The 17,346-nt window shown below is 36.1% G+C and carries 15 protein-coding genes; 13 read left to right on the forward strand and 2 right to left on the reverse strand.

The features are described 5' to 3' along the window. The first annotated feature begins 1 nt into the window (after position 1). From BUB03_RS09770 to BUB03_RS09785, 4 genes are all read left to right on the forward strand, one after another. On the forward strand, positions 2-2,158 hold the full coding sequence (locus tag BUB03_RS09770) for a patatin-like phospholipase family protein (RefSeq protein WP_073062414.1): 2,157 nt from the start codon (positions 2-4) through the stop codon (positions 2,156-2,158). A gap of 4 nt (positions 2,159-2,162) precedes the next feature. Further along, a complete protein-coding gene (gene ybeY, locus BUB03_RS09775; RefSeq protein ID WP_040992986.1) occupies positions 2,163-2,582 on the forward strand; it encodes an rRNA maturation RNase YbeY in 420 nt (139 codons plus the stop codon). Between the two features lie 152 nt (positions 2,583-2,734). After that, positions 2,735-4,597: a tRNA uridine-5-carboxymethylaminomethyl(34) synthesis enzyme MnmG gene (mnmG, locus tag BUB03_RS09780; protein ID WP_073062417.1), complete on the forward strand. Its 1,863-nt coding sequence runs from the start codon at positions 2,735-2,737 to the stop codon at positions 4,595-4,597. A gap of 114 nt (positions 4,598-4,711) precedes the next feature. Further along, positions 4,712-5,533 carry a class I SAM-dependent methyltransferase gene (locus BUB03_RS09785; protein WP_040992983.1) on the forward strand — a complete coding sequence of 274 codons (822 nt, stop codon included), beginning with the start codon at positions 4,712-4,714 and terminating at the stop codon, positions 5,531-5,533. Positions 5,534-5,626: 93 nt separating this feature from the next. On the opposite strand, the gene BUB03_RS09790 is transcribed toward BUB03_RS09785, so the two are convergent. Together BUB03_RS09790 and BUB03_RS09795 are read right to left on the reverse strand one after the other, a co-directional pair. Further along, complete coding sequence (locus BUB03_RS09790) at positions 5,627-7,483, reverse strand: glycoside hydrolase family protein (protein WP_073062419.1); 1,857 nt, start codon at positions 7,481-7,483, stop codon at positions 5,627-5,629. Between the two features lie 107 nt (positions 7,484-7,590). Continuing rightward, positions 7,591-8,781 carry a phosphoglycerate kinase gene (locus tag BUB03_RS09795; RefSeq protein WP_073062422.1) on the reverse strand — a complete coding sequence of 397 codons (1,191 nt, stop codon included), beginning with the start codon at positions 8,779-8,781 and terminating at the stop codon, positions 7,591-7,593. A gap of 555 nt (positions 8,782-9,336) precedes the next feature. On the opposite strand from BUB03_RS09795, the gene rpiB reads away from it, so the two are divergent. From rpiB to tsaB, 9 genes are all read left to right on the forward strand, one after another. After that, the gene (gene rpiB / locus BUB03_RS09800; protein WP_040992978.1) at positions 9,337-9,771 is read left to right on the forward strand and encodes a ribose 5-phosphate isomerase B; all 435 of its coding nucleotides are present in this window, start codon (positions 9,337-9,339) and stop codon (positions 9,769-9,771) included. A 250-nt stretch (positions 9,772-10,021) separates the two neighbouring features. Further along, on the forward strand, positions 10,022-11,044 hold the full coding sequence (locus BUB03_RS22260; protein ID WP_073062425.1) for a hypothetical protein: 1,023 nt from the start codon (positions 10,022-10,024) through the stop codon (positions 11,042-11,044). A 1-nt stretch (position 11,045) separates the two neighbouring features. Then, positions 11,046-13,199, forward strand: coding sequence for a ribonuclease R (gene rnr / locus BUB03_RS09810; RefSeq protein WP_073062781.1), 2,154 nt, complete (start codon positions 11,046-11,048; stop codon positions 13,197-13,199). A gap of 64 nt (positions 13,200-13,263) precedes the next feature. Beyond that, on the forward strand, positions 13,264-13,950 hold the full coding sequence (locus BUB03_RS09815) for a LysE family translocator (RefSeq protein WP_040992974.1): 687 nt from the start codon (positions 13,264-13,266) through the stop codon (positions 13,948-13,950). Next, on the forward strand, positions 13,947-14,876 hold the full coding sequence (locus BUB03_RS09820) for a S66 peptidase family protein (RefSeq protein WP_073062427.1): 930 nt from the start codon (positions 13,947-13,949) through the stop codon (positions 14,874-14,876). The genes BUB03_RS09815 and BUB03_RS09820 overlap by 4 nt, the downstream gene beginning before the upstream one ends. Before the next feature lie 3 nt (positions 14,877-14,879). Beyond that, positions 14,880-15,251: a YraN family protein gene (locus BUB03_RS09825; RefSeq protein WP_073062430.1), complete on the forward strand. Its 372-nt coding sequence runs from the start codon at positions 14,880-14,882 to the stop codon at positions 15,249-15,251. Positions 15,252-15,288: 37 nt separating this feature from the next. Next, positions 15,289-15,699, forward strand: a complete 411-nt coding sequence (locus tag BUB03_RS09830; RefSeq protein WP_040992968.1) for a tautomerase family protein — start codon at positions 15,289-15,291, stop codon at positions 15,697-15,699. A 78-nt stretch (positions 15,700-15,777) separates the two neighbouring features. Beyond that, complete coding sequence (locus tag BUB03_RS09835) at positions 15,778-16,527, forward strand: SDR family NAD(P)-dependent oxidoreductase (RefSeq protein WP_073062432.1); 750 nt, start codon at positions 15,778-15,780, stop codon at positions 16,525-16,527. An 83-nt stretch (positions 16,528-16,610) separates the two neighbouring features. After that, positions 16,611-17,297 (forward strand): tRNA (adenosine(37)-N6)-threonylcarbamoyltransferase complex dimerization subunit type 1 TsaB, encoded by a 687-nt coding sequence (tsaB, locus tag BUB03_RS09840; RefSeq protein WP_073062435.1) that lies wholly within the window; start codon positions 16,611-16,613, stop codon positions 17,295-17,297. The last annotated feature ends 49 nt before the right edge of the window (positions 17,298-17,346 follow it).

Raw genomic sequence — 17,346 nt, forward strand, 5'->3', positions numbered from 1 at the left:
TATGAGAAAACTCCTGATCCTTCTCTTCGTATTTCAACTCCTTATGATCCATTCCCAAGTGAAAAAGGATCTGGTTATACCAAAAAATCCAAGAATCGGTCTTTCACTTGCGGGTGGCGGCGCCAAAGGATTTTCACATGTCGGGGTACTGAAAGTATTGGATTCATTGGGAGTAAAGGTCGATTATATCTCCGGGACCAGTATGGGTGCCATCGTGGGCGGGTTGTATGCTTCAGGATATTCGGGGAAAGAAATAGAAAAAATCGTAATGGATACGGATTTCTATTCTCTCATCATGGATCCGAAATCCAGGCAGGAATCTTCTTTCTTTAATAAATCGGTAGATAAATATCTTCTTTCCATTCCTTTAAAGAACGGAAAAATATCCCTACCCTCTTCTATAAGTTCCGGCCAGAGAAATGTATATCTTCTGAAGGAACTTTTCAAAAATGTTTCGAACATTGATGATTTTTCCAAATTGCCAATCCCGTTCATGTGTGTTGCCACCAATCTGGAAAGCGGTAATATGGAGATTTTTGAAAAAGGAGATCTTGTACAGTCCATTATGGCGAGTTCAGCATTTCCATCACTAATGGATCCCGTTAAGATTGGTGACAGTATATACATAGACGGAGCTATGACCGTTAATTATCCTTCAAAGCCGTTAAAGGACAAAGGAATCGATATCGTGATCGGTGTGGACCTTAACCAGGATTTATCGAAAAGAGAGGATTTAAACAACATTATTTCAATTCTGAACCAGGTTATTGATTTCGGAATCAAAAGAGATACAAAAAAGCAATACAAATACACAGATATTAATATAAAACCTGATTTGAAAGGCATGACCGCAACCAGTTACGACGAGAAGAAAAAAATTCTCGACAGCGGGTATGCAGAAGGGAAAAAATATGCCGCGGTATTGGATCAGCTTCCAAAACGCCAGTTTGACCGTCTCAGGGAGCGCGTAAATCCAATATATTCCAATGTATATAAGATTGACAGCATCTCACTGGATGGAGGCCGTATTTACGGTAAAAATTATGTTCTCGGGAAAATGAGTCTCCGCCTACCTTCCATGCAGACTTACGGCTCTATCAACAAAAAAATAGATAAACTGGTGGCTACCAACAATTACCGTTTTATCAACTATGATATTATCCCGGAAAATGATGCTAATTACCTTAAACTATACGTTACGGAAGATGATGCACGCCATTTCCTGAAAGTTGGACTGCATTATGATGAAGTATTCAAGACCGGTCTTCTTATGAATTACTCAGGAAAACGACTTTTATTCAAAAATTCAAATCTTTCACTCGATGTAGTTGTAGGTGACAAACCCAGATACTATCTGAATTATTTTATAGATAACGGATATATTCCGGGCTTCGGTATTTATTCTTCCGGAATGAGCTTTGACCTTAAAAATATAGACAATAATGTGATTGATAAATGGGAATGGTTCAGGAATGAGGCCTTTATACAGTCTGTATGGAGGGATAAATTTGCCATCGGAGGCGGTATCAGCCACGATTATTTCGGAGCAGAGATCAATGGCGAACACGAAAGATATATGAGATTTCTAAATCCTTACGTATTCTTAAAAAGCGATACCCAGAATGATAAAGATTTCCCTTCCAGAGGTATTTACATCAATGCTGAAGGAAAAGTAGTCGATCTTTTGAAATCTGAAGTTGAAAAGAGAATTATCCAGGTTAAAGCTGATATCAGGCTGAATGTTCCCCTTTCCAAACAGTTTTCCTACCGTCTTAACCTTTACGGGGGAATTACAATCGGGGACGATCTGCCGGAATTTTACCAATACAGACTGGGAGGAATTTTTGAACAGAATATAATCAACTTCAGGAATTTCGGAGGTTTTTATTTCGCACAGCTTAATACCAATAATGTCATCCTTGTCTCTAATGATATTCAGTTTAAATTCAACAAAAACTATTTCCTGAGCGGAAATTTCAGCTTTGCTAACCTTTCGGACGATATCAACTTTGAAAATACAGTTAAAGTAAATTATAGCTCAGTAGGACTTACGGCTGGATACAAATCTCCATTCGGGCAGATTAAAATCAACTTTAGCCACTCACTTAAAAACAATCAAAAAGGCATATTCAGTGTTATTTTAGGACACTGGTTTTAATACAATGATACAATTCTTTTACGAAAACTTACAGGAATCTGTCAATACAGATTATCAAAAATGGCTGGAAGATATTATTCTTTCGGAAGGAAAAAAACCAGGAGAAATCAATTATATTTTCTGTGATGATGAATATCTTCTGAAGATTAATCAGGATTATCTGCAGCATGATTACTATACCGATATCATCACTTTCGATTATGTAAAAGGTAAAACAATAAGCGGAGAGATTTTCGTATCTTTGCAGCGAATTTCGGACAATGCTTCTACCCTTTCCAGAGATTATGAGGAAGAATTAAAAAGAGTCCTCGCCCATGGAATCCTTCACCTTGCAGGATACAAGGATAAAACGGAAGAAGAAGAGAAAGAAATGCGAAGAATGGAAGATCTGTACCTGTCTAAATATAAGGAAACAAATCCTTAACAAATTGAAGATTTGCTTAAAGAACAATCCGTAAAGCACTCAATTATAGCAAGTATAGAAGCTCATTTGGAGTATATTCTTCGAAAATGTTTCACGTGAAACATTCATGAAAAACAGTGTAAATAAAGAGCTTTAAATAAGCAATATAAAAAATGATTTCAGAAATATACGACGTAATTGTAGTAGGTGCCGGACATGCAGGATGTGAAGCTGCAGCCGCTGCTGCGAACCTAGGTTCAAAGACCCTGCTCGTTACTATGAATATGCAGACCATTGGACAAATGAGCTGCAACCCGGCCATGGGAGGAATCGCAAAAGGACAGATTGTAAGAGAAATTGATGCTATGGGAGGATACTCCGGAATCGTAGCCGATAAATCTGCCATCCAGTTCAAAATGCTGAACCTTTCTAAAGGTCCTGCCATGTGGTCCCCAAGAACCCAAAATGACAGAATGCTTTTTGCGGAAGAATGGAGACTTGCATTAGAGAATACCCCAAATCTTGATTTCTTTCAGGATATGGTGAAACAGCTTATTGTAGAAAATAATAAGGTAACCGGAGTTATTACTTCTTTAGGAATTGAAATAAAAGCTAAATCCGTAGTTCTTACCAACGGAACATTTTTGAACGGATTGATACATGTAGGAGATAAACAATTAGGTGGAGGAAGAATGGGTGAACCGAGAGCTTTCGGAATTACCGAGCAGCTTGTAAGTTTAGGTTTCGAAGCCGGAAGAATGAAAACAGGAACCCCACCCCGCGTGGATGGTAGAAGCCTGGATTATTCCAAAATGGAAGAACAGAAAGGAGATGAAAATCCTCAAAAGTTCAGCTATATGGATACACCTAAATTAACAAAACAATTAAGCTGTCATATCGTTTATACCAACGAAACGGTACATGATATTTTACGAGAAGGTTTCGACAGGAGTCCGATGTTTAATGGAACCATTCAAAGTTTAGGGCCAAGATACTGCCCAAGTATTGAAGATAAGATCAATCGTTTTGCAGAAAGAACGAGACACCAGCTTTTTGTAGAACCGGAAGGTTGGAAAACTGTTGAAATCTATGTAAACGGGTTCAGCTCGTCACTTCCGGAGGATGTCCAAATAAAAGCAATGAAGCAGATTCCAGGATTTGAAAACGTAAAAGTTTTCCGTCCCGGCTATGCTATTGAATATGACTACTTCCCTCCTACCCAGTTAAAGCATACCTTAGAAACCAAATTGATTGACAATTTATATTTTGCAGGCCAGATCAATGGTACTACAGGATATGAAGAAGCAGCAGGACAGGGTTTAATTGCAGGTATCAACGCTCACAATAAAGTACACGACAAAGAAGACTTTATTTTAAACAGGGATGAAGCTTATATCGGAGTTTTGATTGATGATTTGATCACAAAAGGAACAGAAGAACCTTACAGAATGTTTACTTCCCGTGCGGAATACAGGCTTTTACTGAGACAGGATAATGCCGATATCAGACTTACTCAAAAAGCATTCGACTTGGGACTTGCAAAAGAAGACAGATTAAGAAAAGTTGAAACCAAAGTATCTAAAAGTCAGGAACTTGAAGAGTTTTTAAGAGAAACTTCTTTAAAACCAGGCATCATCAACCCTATTCTTGAAAAAGCAGAAAGTAATCCTGTAGACCAAGCTTATAAAGCTGCACAATTTCTTACCAGACCTAATATCACATTAGATAAACTGGATGAAATAGATACTATTAAAGAATTTTCGTCCAGATATGATGATGAAATAAGAGAGCAGGCTGAAATTAATATTAAATACAAAGGCTATATTGAAAAGGAAAAAGAAAATGTTGCCAAACTTAACCGTTTGGAAAACATTAAAATTCCTGAAGACTTTGATTATAAAAGCCTTTCAAGTCTTTCTTCTGAAGCAAAACAAAAAATGTCCAATGTAAGACCTAAAACCATTGCACAGGCAGGAAGAATCAGTGGTGTTTCCCCAGCCGATATAAACGTTTTACTGGTCTATTTAGGACGTTAAATGAAAAATGTTTCACGTGAAACATTTCTAAATTAAAAGCAAAAATAAGGGTATTTATGAGAGTGTAATCTAATATATAATGCCCTTGTTTTAAAAATATCAAGATATCATTTCATGAGAATAAAAGATCATTTTCTTTCACAGGAAATATTTGAAATTAAAGAAACGGAAACAAAAGGAGTTTTTAAGACCTCCCCTATTCCATCCAATATTTCCAGATATTACGAAAGCGAAGATTATATTTCCCATCACCAGGATTCAGGAAGTTTAAAAGAAAAACTTTACAAGTTCCTGCAGTCTTTTAATCTCCAATACAAAAGAAATATTCTTGCAGACAGAATCAAAAAAGGATCAAAAGTTCTGGATTATGGTTGTGGCGCCGGAGAATTTGTGAAGTATATAGAAAACGATTTTGAAACTTTTGGTTTTGAACCTGATGCAGACGCCAGAAAAGCTGCACTCAGTAAAATATCCAAAGCTGCAATACTTGATACTATTCAAACCATTCCCGACAACAGTTTGGATGCCATTACATTATGGCACGTATTTGAACATATAGAAAATCAGGATGAGATGCTGGAAATATTTCACGGAAAATTGAAAGAGAAAGGTTTGTTGATTATTGCTGTTCCCAACCCCACTTCTTATGATGCAAAACATTATAAAGAATATTGGGCAGCATATGATGTACCAAGACACATTTATCATTTCTCTAAAAACGGTATGGAAAATTTAATTTCAAAAAAACCGAATTGGAAAATGAGAAAAATCAAACCTTTGGTCCTTGACTCATTTTACATCTCTATGTTGAGCGAAAAGTATAAAAAATCACCGCTATTTTGGCTTAAAGCAGTCATCTACGGAACTATTTCTAACGTAAAGGCACTTTTTTCGAACGAATTTTCGAGTTTGATATACATTATCGAAAAAAAGTAGAAAATCGATTTTTGAGCCATTTCTGAAGGTCAATTTTCACCCAATTTAGCATAAAAAACAAAACCCTGGAGAATTTTCCAGGGTTTATATTTTTTACATCTCAACTATAATATTACTTTTTAGTAGATTGTTAGCCGGAAAAGTATACGGTGCAATATTATCAACTTTAAAATCAACATTTGCACTTCCGCCCTTTCCAAAAGTAACAGCGTGGAAAAAAAGTTCCTGAAAAGGATAAGAAGGTTGGATCGTATACATCGCCCCTACCCTTTTATGATCATTGGAAAAATACGGAATGATAAAATCATAATCATTGGCATTAATTGTTGGAACCGGTGTATCAATCAAAGAAAGAATATATTTTGCATTATTGGTGGAATCAGCCTTAAAAGCAGAAGAAGGTGTAAATTCCACACTTGGCTTATTATTCAGATAAGTATTATTTCTGATTGTTGTAGACTGGATCGCATTACTATTAATCTCAATTAAGTCAGTTAAATTATTGGTTTCAAGAGATGCTGAATTATCAGAAATCAAACTATGGGTAACTTTTTCAGCATTTAAAGTAACCAGTTTATATAATGAAGTAAAAGAATTTCCAGAAATTTTTACAAAAGAATAACTACCCAATAGATCTGATTCCTCTTTATCTAAAAGGAAACCTAAAGAATGTCCTGAAAAATTATTATCACTGATTTCCAGAACGTCCACACCTGCAAAAATATCAGCTGCATACCTCAGATGATCTCCTATGGTATACAGTATATGACATGAATTACCTTTTGCAATAATTCTTTCATATTTTCCCCCTTTATTAAGAATACTTAATAGTCCCTGATGACCATTATAGTTCTGGGTTTCTCCTTCAATATGCTTTTGTCTTACATTGTTTCCGCTTATCAAAACATTGGAAATTAATGAATTAACATTAGACCAAAAATACACAACAGTATTTGTAATCTCAGCAATATTATTAGTGATACTGATATTCGTAATATCCTTTCTTTCATAATCATAAGAAGCAACGAAATTCATCCTTGTATAGTCGTAAACTTTATTATTATCAAAGGATGAATGACTACTGTGGATTTCACAAGCACAACCAATCAAACTCATTAGTCTGTTACCAATAAAAACATTATTATGAACCGATAAAAAATCAACATTTCCATAAATAGTAGAATGATCATGATTTATTTCTTTAGTTCCTGTTGTAAGATTATCAAATGTGCAGTTTCTTATCGTTACATTACCTCCCGAATTTCCTTTTCCTACAGCTATACAATTCCGTAAATCGCCATTTGTCCAATATAAACCATCAATGAGAACATTGGTACAATTTCCTCCTTCAAAGCCTACTCTGTTCAGATATAAAGATCTCATTTTAGAAACATCACCGCCAAAATCAATAATACCTTTCCCTTTAAAAGAAATGTTATATAAAGGGGAAGAATCAGCAGTAAGACCAGAAAATAATACAAAAGCACTATCATCAAAATAGGCATCAAGCTTAATTACACTGTAGTCTTCAAACTCGACATCTAAGCCTGATCTTAATTCAAGAATATTTTCAGATGATGAATTAAAGCTTTTAATCAAAAAATGTCCGCTTGGAAACACAAGTTTTAAACCTAGTTCAGAGCATATATCAAAAGCATGCTGAATAAAAGCTCTCTGATCATCATTGTATGAAGATTTAGCTCCAAAAGCGGTTATGTATACTCTTTTAGATGAAAATACAACCGTATTTACATAAAATTCATTACCTCTTGTACGGTAAATAACCTGATCGTTTAATACCCTCGGATCATTGATAACAAGTACTGTTCCGTCAATCCATATATTCACCTTCTTGAAGCTAACAATTTCCCCCGTATTAGAGTCTATCAATTGTACAAAGTCATCATCCGGGCCTGATAACGATACGAAAAATTCATTTGTTGTAAGCATAATATTTTATTTGGTACAACAAATATATAGTCCTGAAACGCCAAAACTTGACGTATAAAAAAGCCTGCTAAGTTTTAGCAGGCTTTATCATTATATATTTTCAAACATTATTTATTAATCGCAGCAACTCCCGGAAGCTCCAGTCCTTCCAGACTTTCAAGCATCGCTCCGCCTCCAGTAGAAACATAGCTTACTTTATCGTCATAACCGAACTGCTTCACAAAAGCAACACTGTCTCCACCTCCTACTAAAGAGAAAGCTCCCAGTTTTGTAGCTTCGGCAATACTGTCACCAAGAGCAACAGTTCCACCTGCAAAATTTGACATTTCAAAAACTCCGATCGGGCCATTCCAAAGAATTGTTCTTGAATTTAAAAGAACATCATTGAACTGATCTCTTGACTTATTACCGGCATCAAGCCCCATCCATCCTTCCGGAATTGCATATATGTCTGCTTCTTTTCTTTCAGCATCGTTACTGAAAGTTTCAGCAATAATAACATCCGAAGGAAGATACACTTTTACTTTATTTTCTTTAGCTTTTCCTAAAATTTCAAGAGCTAAAGGAAGCTTATCCTCTTCTACTAAAGAGTTTCCTATCTTTCCTCCTAAAGCTTTGATAAACGTGAATGCCATACCTCCTCCGATAATCAAATTATCAATAGCCGGTAGTATATTTTCTATAATGGTAATTTTAGTTGAAACCTTAGATCCTCCAAGTATAGCAGTTACAGGCTTTTCTCCCTTCTTCAATACTTTTTCAGTCGCCTCCAGCTCTTTAGCCATCAGTAAACCGAAAAATTTAGTTGATTGAAAATACTGGGCAATAACTGCTGTAGAAGCATGCGCTCTGTGAGCTGTACCGAATGCATCATTTACATACGCATCGCCAAGTTTGGCAAGCTTCCCGGCAAATTCTTCATCTCCTTTCTCTTCTTCATTATGAAAACGAAGGTTCTCCAATAATAAGATTTCTTCCGGCTGAAGCTCAGAAGCAGCCTTTTCAGCCTTGTCTCCGATACATTCATCCACAAACTTAACTTCATGCCCAAGAACAGTTGAAACTTCATCTACGATATGCTTAAGAGAAAATTCATCCTTCACCTCACCTTTCGGTCTTCCAAGATGCGTCATAAGAATGACAGAACCTCCGTCATTAAGAATTTTCTCAACCGTAGGTTTTACAGCTGCTATTCTTGTATTGTCAGTCACTTTCAGCTGATCGTCCTGCGGAACATTGAAATCCACTCTTACCAAAGCCTTCTTGTCTTTAAAATTGAAATCATTGATTGTTTTCATAAATATCTTTGAATTTTCTTTTCACAAATGTAAGCTTTTAAACATTTTCAGCGGAACCATTGAAACAAAAGTTTTGGAAAACTTTCCCCAACTCCATTCACCCATTAATCAACAATTTTATTCTCTTTAAAAAAAAGAAATAATGTAGTTGTTGTTGAGTATTGTTAGTTTCGGGGATAAGTTTTAATGAAATATTTGATAACAAATAGTTTTTATTCAATTCATATTTAATTCACATTGTAATCTCTTGTAAATCTGCTTTTTCACAGACTTATTCACAACTGTTAGTAACTTCCCCACGAAACCATTATTAGTAATTTTATTCTGGAAAAACTTCGGATTGTGTGAAGAAAACATTTTTGAAATTGTGATTAAATTTTTCAATTACATTTCCCATTACGAAATAAATTCATCTTTAAAAATAGAAAGTTGAGAAAAGTTTTCCACAGTTACTCACACCGCTTTTCACAATTTACTCCCGAACAATTCACAGACTTTGTTATTATTCTTACCTTTGTATTGAAATTAAATCTAAAAAGACCTAATAAGAGTATTATGAAAAGAAAAATAGCTATTGCTGCAGACCATGCAGGCTATGAATATAAGGAGATTGTTAAGAACTATCTCTCAGAAAAGTTTGATGTTCAGGATTTTGGCACGTTTTCCACAGACAGTGTGGATTATCCGGACTTTGTACACCCAGCTGCAACATCTGTTGAAAACGGGGAAAATGAATTGGGAATTTTATTCTGCGGAAGCGGAAACGGAGTTCAGATCACGGCAAACAAACACCAGAAGATCAGATGTGCCCTTTGCTGGATGCCGGAGATTGCAGTGTTGGCAAGACAGCATAATGATGCGAATATGATCTCTATCCCGGCGAGATTTATTTCTAAAGAGCTGGCCATAGAAATTGCAGACAAATTTCTTTCCACAGATTTTGAAGGGGGAAGACACCAGAACAGGGTTGATAAAATTGCTGTTTGCTAAAAATATAAAGGCCTGTAAATCAAACTGCAGGCCTTATTTATTTTTTATTTTATATATTTGTACCAGCTAATAGAAAATTAGCATTCTATTATTTCCATACTGTGCCTGAAATATTTAAAGATATTTAATCAAAGGTTTTCTCCACTCTTCTCCATATTTATAGTAATTTTATACAGACTAAAGTTTCCATTACAGATAAAATTGGAAGGAAAATTGATGCTGTACGATTAATAAGAAATGTAAAAACTGAATGAAGATCATAGTATCTGCTGTATTATTTTTTGTAATAAGTTGTTTCCATACCCAGGAAATAAAGGATCAAGATGCTTTTAAGAAATGCAGAAAGGAAAACAGTAGAAAGATATGTCTTAGTGATAAGGATGCAGATGGAATTTTATTTTATCTGGATCAGTGTCCTGAAACTTCCGGTCCGGTGGAAAATCATGGTTGTCCGTGGCCTGATAAAGATGGTGACGGTGTTAGAGATAATATTGATCTTTGTCCGGATTTAATAGGAGAAGTAGAAAATAACGGTTGTCCCTGGTCTGATTTTGATGGTGATAGTATTTTAGATAAAGATGATGCCTGTCCTGCAGATTTTGGTTATGCTTCAGATGATCCTCATAAAAATGGTTGTATGAAACAGGATTGCAAGAAATTATATGAAGAAAGCATGATCAGGTTAAAGAAGTTTCAGGAAGAATCGAAATTGGTGGACTACAACGGATTACAGGATAAAATTATTAATGATATTAATTTGAAATTACTCAAAGAAGATAATGTTATAATTTTTAATAAAAATCAAATGTTTACCTGCGGAACAACCGGAAGAGATTATTATTGTCCTGCATATTATGATTATGAAACACCCGTATACTCTACCAATGATTTCTGGAATGATATAGCCGTTGCAAAAATATATGATAAACTGCCGAAAAATATAATTTTTGCAACAAATAATGAAGGTGAAGGAAGTGGTATAGAATATGAAAAGGACCGTATCCTAAATGAAGTTAGTAAGCCTGTAAAGATTTTGGATAGATATAATAACGAAAAAGAAGCAATAGTATATCCGAAGCTTAAAAATAGTCAAGTAAAAATTAATCAATACAATAGTCTGTTCATCAAAATTCTAAAAAATGATTTTGAAAATAAAATTAAAGTAATGGTATTGTACAAAAATGCTGATAACAGCTACAGTGAAAAGTATTTAATAACATATCAATACATTGGTAACCAATGGACGACTATTGAAACAAAAAAAGAAAATTAAAATGCCAAGAAAAGGTAAATATATAAGCCATAAAAACGAACAGAAACTCATAGAGATCGGAAGACAGATCCTGCGTTTCATGAACACTAATTCGTCAAAGATCTATAATTATAAACAGATCGCAGACGGAATAGATTATAAAAATCCACGACAGAGAGAGCAGGTAATCCAGGCTCTTCATAAGCTTCAGGGGTCTGAGAAGATCAAAGAAGTGGAGAAAGGAAAATATATCGTCAACCTGAAGATCGCTGGAACTTTAACAGGAATCATCGATTTCAACCAGTCTGGTAATGCTTACGTGAGCGTAGAAGGGGTGGAAGATGATATCTTTATTCACTCTAAAAATGTGAAAGATGCCCTACAGGGCGATAAAGTTCTGATCATCACCTATCACTTCAAAGGAAAAAAACTGGAAGGTTCCGTACTGGAGGTTCTGGAGAGAACAAGAACTGAGTTTGTAGGAACATTCCAGCTTGTTGCCCATAAAGATTTTGGATTTGTGGTTTGTGATAAAAAAACGATCAACACCGATATTTTTATTCCGAAAACAAAATTCGGAGGAGCTGAAAACGGTGATAAGGTCATCGTTAAAATGACAGAATGGAAGCCTGGCGATAAGAATCCGGAAGGAGAAATCATTCAGGTTCTTGGAGCTCCGGGAGAGCACGAAACAGAGATCCACTCTATTCTTGCAGAATACGGACTGCCTTATGAATTTCCACAGGAAGTGGAGCTTGATGCAGATAAAATAGACCGTAGGATTACAGATGAGGAAGTAGCAAAACGTTGGGATATGCGTGACATATGTACATTCACCATCGACCCTAAAGATGCGAAAGACTTTGATGATGCGCTTTCCATCAGAAAACTGGAAAACGGATTCTGGGAGATCGGTGTTCACATTGCGGATGTTTCCCATTACGTGGTTCCCGGGACAATCCTGGATGATGAAGCCTACAACAGAGCAACTTCGGTTTATCTTGTGGACCGTGTGGTTCCGATGCTTCCGGAAGTTTTAAGTAATGATGTATGTTCCCTGCGTCCGAATGAAGATAAATATACTTTTTCAGCAGTTTTCCAGCTGAATGATAAAGCAGAGATCCAGAAACAGTGGTTTGGAAGAACAGTGATTCATTCAGACAGAAGATTTACCTATGAAGAGGCTCAGGAACGCATAGAAACGGGAGAAGGAGATCTTGCTGAAGAAATCAATACACTGGACAGGCTGGCGAAAATTATGCGTGATCAGCGTATTAAAAACGGAGCCATTACATTCGACAGAAGTGAAGTAAGGTTCAATCTGGACGAAAACAGTGAACCTGTAGGGGTTTACTTTAAAATAAGCAAGGATTCCAATCACCTGATCGAAGAATTCATGCTTTTAGCCAATAAAAAAGTGTCCGAATTTGTATCATTAACCCACAAAGGAGGTGTTACAAACAATACCTTTATTTACAGGGTGCACGATGATCCGGATCCTGCAAAGCTGGAAGCATTGAGAGATTTTGTATCTACTTTCGGCTATAAAATGAATCTCGACAATACCAAAAAAGTTGCAGAATCATTGAATAACCTTCTTCATGATGTGAAAGGAAAAGGCGAAGAAAATATGATAGAAACGCTGGCGATGAGAAGTATGAGCAAGGCGGTATACTCTACAGAACCTATCGGCCACTACGGTTTAGGTTTTGAATACTACAGCCACTTCACCTCTCCCATCAGACGTTATCCTGACCTTCTAGCCCACCGATTGTTACAACATTACCTGGATGGAGGAAAATCTCCAAGCAAAGGAGAACTTGAAGAGAAAGCCAAACATTGTAGTGCAATGGAAAGACTGGCTGCTGATGCAGAAAGAGATTCTATTAAATTTATGCAGGTGAAATTTATGGAAAAACATCTTGGAGAAACCTTCAGTGGTGTCATCTCCGGTGTTGCGGAATTCGGGTTCTGGGTTGAAATCCCTGAAAACGGTGCCGAAGGACTCATCAAATTAAGAGATCTTGTGGATGATTCCTATTCCTATGATGGTAAGACCCATGCGGTATACGGAAACAGAACCGGTAAAAAATATCAACTGGGCGATGAAGTGAGGATTAAAGTAGTAAAAGCAAATCTTATTCAGAAACAGTTGGACTTTAAGATTGTTGATTAATTAAATCATAAAGTCTAACTTTGTATAAATGGGATGAATTTTTTTCATTTTAAAATACTATTGAATGTTTGAACTTGTACTTTCTGCCATTGTCTTAGGATTTATGCTGAGCCTGGTTTTTATAGGACCTATTTTTTTCCTTTTAATTGAAACCAGCTTCACCAGAGGACCCAGACATGCTTTGGCACTGGATCTTGGTGTCATTACGGCGGATTTGCTATGCATCGTTGCTGCCTATTATGCAAGTGCGGACATTGTTACTTTGATAGATAAGCATCCCGGATTTTACAGGATCACTTCCATACTTATCTTTGTATATGGGATCGTCATGATGGTCACCAAGACCAAAATGCATATGCCCGGTGAAGAAAAAATCATTGGCCAGAACTATTTTAAAACGTTTTTCAATGGTTTTTTCTTTAATCTTTTAAATGTAGGAGTGATACTTTTCTGGTTGGTTACGGTAATCTCCGTAAGAAACCAGTATCCTGATACCAGCAGCTTTATTTTGTACATAAGCATCGTTATCGGAACGTATTTATGTATTGATCTTGCTAAAATATTCCTGGCAAAACAATTTCACGATAAACTTACCCAGAAGCTTGCCAACCAGATCAGAAGAATAGTTGGCGGGATTCTTATTGTTTTCAGTTTCTTTATTTTCCTGCAGAGCTTTAAGAAATTTAATCAGTTCGACAGACGTTTGGAAGAAGCTGAGAAAAAAGAAATAAAGTATCAAAAAACAGAATGAAAAAAATAATATTTCCCAAACCACTTAAAAAAGGAGCCAAAATAGCCGTTATTTCCCCGGCGGGAGCAGTAGATGCTTCTCAGCTTGAAAAAGGGATAGAAATGATTAAAAACAGGGGATTTGAACCTGTTATCGGCGAACATCTTTATTCAAAATTTTCAAACGGGTATAGCTATGCCGGGACTGAAGAAGAAAGGCTGAAAGATATGAACTGGGCCTTAAATGATAATGAAATTTCTGCAATCTGGGCTTCCAGAGGAGGTTATGGATGCCAGCACCTGGTTCAGCATTTAAAGCTTAAAAAATTTACGGAAAACCCAAAATGGTATATCGGTTATTCAGATAATACCGTTATTCAAAGCTATTTACTCAACAAAGGATTTGCATCTATTCATGGACAGACTATCAAGACCTCCAGTTTTGGAGTTACTGATGAGAGCTACGATATGATCTTTGATGTCCTCAAAGGGAAAATGCCTAAATATGCCCTAAAATCCCATGCATTTAATAAGCAGGGGAATATTGAAGGCGAACTCGTCGGAGGCAATTTAGCCCTGATCTATGCCCTTCTGGGAACCAAATATTCTTTTGATTTCAGGAATAAAATTCTTTTCATTGAAGATATCGGTGAAAATTTCTATGCTCTTGACAGAATGATCATGAGTCTGGAGCTTGCCGGTGTTTTCGGAAAAATAAAAGGACTGATCGTTGGCGGGATGACCAATATGGGCGACGAAAAAGAAAATAAAAGCTATGAAGAAAGCTTCGATGAATTCGCTTATAAACTGATTTCAGAACGGATTTCAAAATATAAATTCCCGGTTGTTTTCGGTTTTCCGAATGGGCATATTAAAGACAACAGACCTCTGATTATCGGAGGAAATGTGAAATTGCAGGTAAAGGATAAGGTTAAGATTGAGTTTTAAATAATGGCAACTCACAATGACTTTGGGAAGCAGGCAGAAGATGTAGCAGCAGAATACCTGCAGAAAAACGGCTACAAAATCCTTGTGAGAAATTTCCGGTTTCAGAAAGCTGAAATTGATATTATTGCTGAAAAAGACAATCTGATCATTATTGCAGAAGTGAAAGCCCGTTCTACAGATGCTTTTATGTTGCCTCAGGAAGCTGTAACCAAAACAAAGATCAAATCTATAGTGGCTGCGGCCAATCATTATCTGGAAAAATTTAATAAAGATCAGGAAGTGAGGTTTGATATTATTTCTGTTCTGCCTGATGAAAAGAAAAACTTAATTATTGAACATATAACGGATGCTTTCGAAGCATTTGATGCTAATTGAATATTAATAAATCAAACCGTTAATCAAAATTTATTATATGCCATTTGTAAGAATTAGTTTGCCCAAAACACTGAGTCTGGAAGAGAAAAACCAAATTTCTATTTCTATTCATCAGTCTTTAATTAAAGAATTTAATATACCTGTTGATGATTACTTTCATGTTATTGAGGAATTAGATTCACATCAGATTAAATTTCCTCAGAATTATCTTGGAGTTTCACATACAGAGACAATTATTTACATTCAGATTATTGCAGGAAAAGGAAGGGACCTGGAAAAGAAGAGAAGGTTATATTCTGCTATTGCAGAAGAAATATCAAAATCTACTTCAGTCACAAAAAACAATATTGTTATTGTGTTACTTGAAAACAATATTCAGGAAGACTGGTCATTCGGAAATGGAGAAATACAGGAATCTAAACATTTGTTACCAACTAATAAAGGATAGTATTCTGAAAAATGTAGCAGATTATCAATTGTTGTACTGCTATGTTATTAGATTGGTACATTAAAATTTACATTTTTTATGAAAACAATACTCATCACCGGAGCCACTTCCGGAATAGGAAAATCTACAGCAGAACTACTGGCTAAACAAGGTAACAGAATTATTATCTGCGGGAGAAGAAATGAAGTTTTAGAATCTTTGAAAACCGAACTTTCTCAACATACCGAAATATTTAGTTTAAAGTTTGATGTAAGAAATCTTGAAGAAGTTGAGAAAGCTATAAATTCCCTTCCTGAGGAATGGAAGACTATTGATGTCTTAATCAATAATGCAGGAAATGCACACGGTTTGGAACCTCTTTCTTCCGGAAATACAGATGATTGGGATTCTATGATCGACGGCAATGTAAAAGGTCTCCTATATGTATCCAAAATGATCATCCCGTCTATGAAAGGGCGTAATTCCGGACATATTGTAAACATTAGTTCAGTGGCGGCAAGACAGACTTATGCCAACGGTACAGTGTATTGTGCAACTAAAAAAGCAGTTGATGTAATTTCTGAAGGAATGCGTCTGGAACTTACGGAATTTGGGATCAAAGTAACCAATATTCAGCCGGGTGCCGTAGAAACAGACTTTTCCCTTGTAAGATTCAAAGGCGACAGTGAAAGAGCTGCTACTGTATACGCCGGTTATGAAGCCTTAAAAGCAGAAGATATTGCGGATGCCATCGCTTACTGCATCAACGCACCAAAACATGTGATGGTTTCAGATATGACTATTTATCCAAGTGCCCAGAGCGAACCGAGAACCATTTACAGAAAATAGTCTCAAATAAAACGCATAAATTTGCAGAATATCCGGGAGATATTTGGTCTTTCGTAATTGGACATTAGCTTAAATAAAAAGAGATGAAAATTCTATATCTGGAAACCTCTTCCAAAAACTGTTCTGTAGCTATTTCAGACGATGAAAAGCTCCTGTGCCTTTGTGAGGAAGTCTCCGAAAACTATAAACAGTCCGAAAGCCTTCACACCTATGTAGAATGGGCTTTAGAAGGCGCAGGTATCACAATGAATGATATTGAGGCCGTATCATTGGGAAAAGGGCCTGGTTCTTATACGGGATTAAGAATCGGAGCTGCTTCTGCAAAGGGGTTCTGCTACGGACTGAAGGTACCGTTAATCGCCGTAAATTCTTTAGAAACGATGATAGAGCCTTTTTTAGGCAAAAACTATGATTATGTAGTGCCATTGATCGATGCAAGGAGAATGGAGGTATATACGGCCGTTTATGACGGTGTGACGGGAGAAGAACTTTCGCCGACCGAGGCTAAGATTTTAGATGAAACTTCTTTTCAGGAGTTTAAAGATAAAAAAATGATCTTCGTAGGAGACGGAGCAAAGAAAGCAAAAGATATCCTGGATCTTCCTGATGCGGAATTTAAAGATGATGCTTATCCTTCTTCTCAGTTTCTTATCAAAAAGACCATAGAAAAGATCAGCCGGGAAGAGTTTGAAGATATTGCCTACTTTGAGCCTTTCTATCTTAAAGATTTTCATGGAGTAAAGAAAAAGAATTCATCAGATTCTGATTGACTTTAAAAAATAGATTAAAAAAGCGAAGATTTATTCTTCGCTTTTTTTA

It is taken from the genome of Chryseobacterium oranimense, from assembly GCF_900129755.1.
In the GTDB taxonomy this organism is placed as follows: Bacteria; Bacteroidota; Bacteroidia; order Flavobacteriales; family Weeksellaceae; genus Chryseobacterium; species Chryseobacterium oranimense.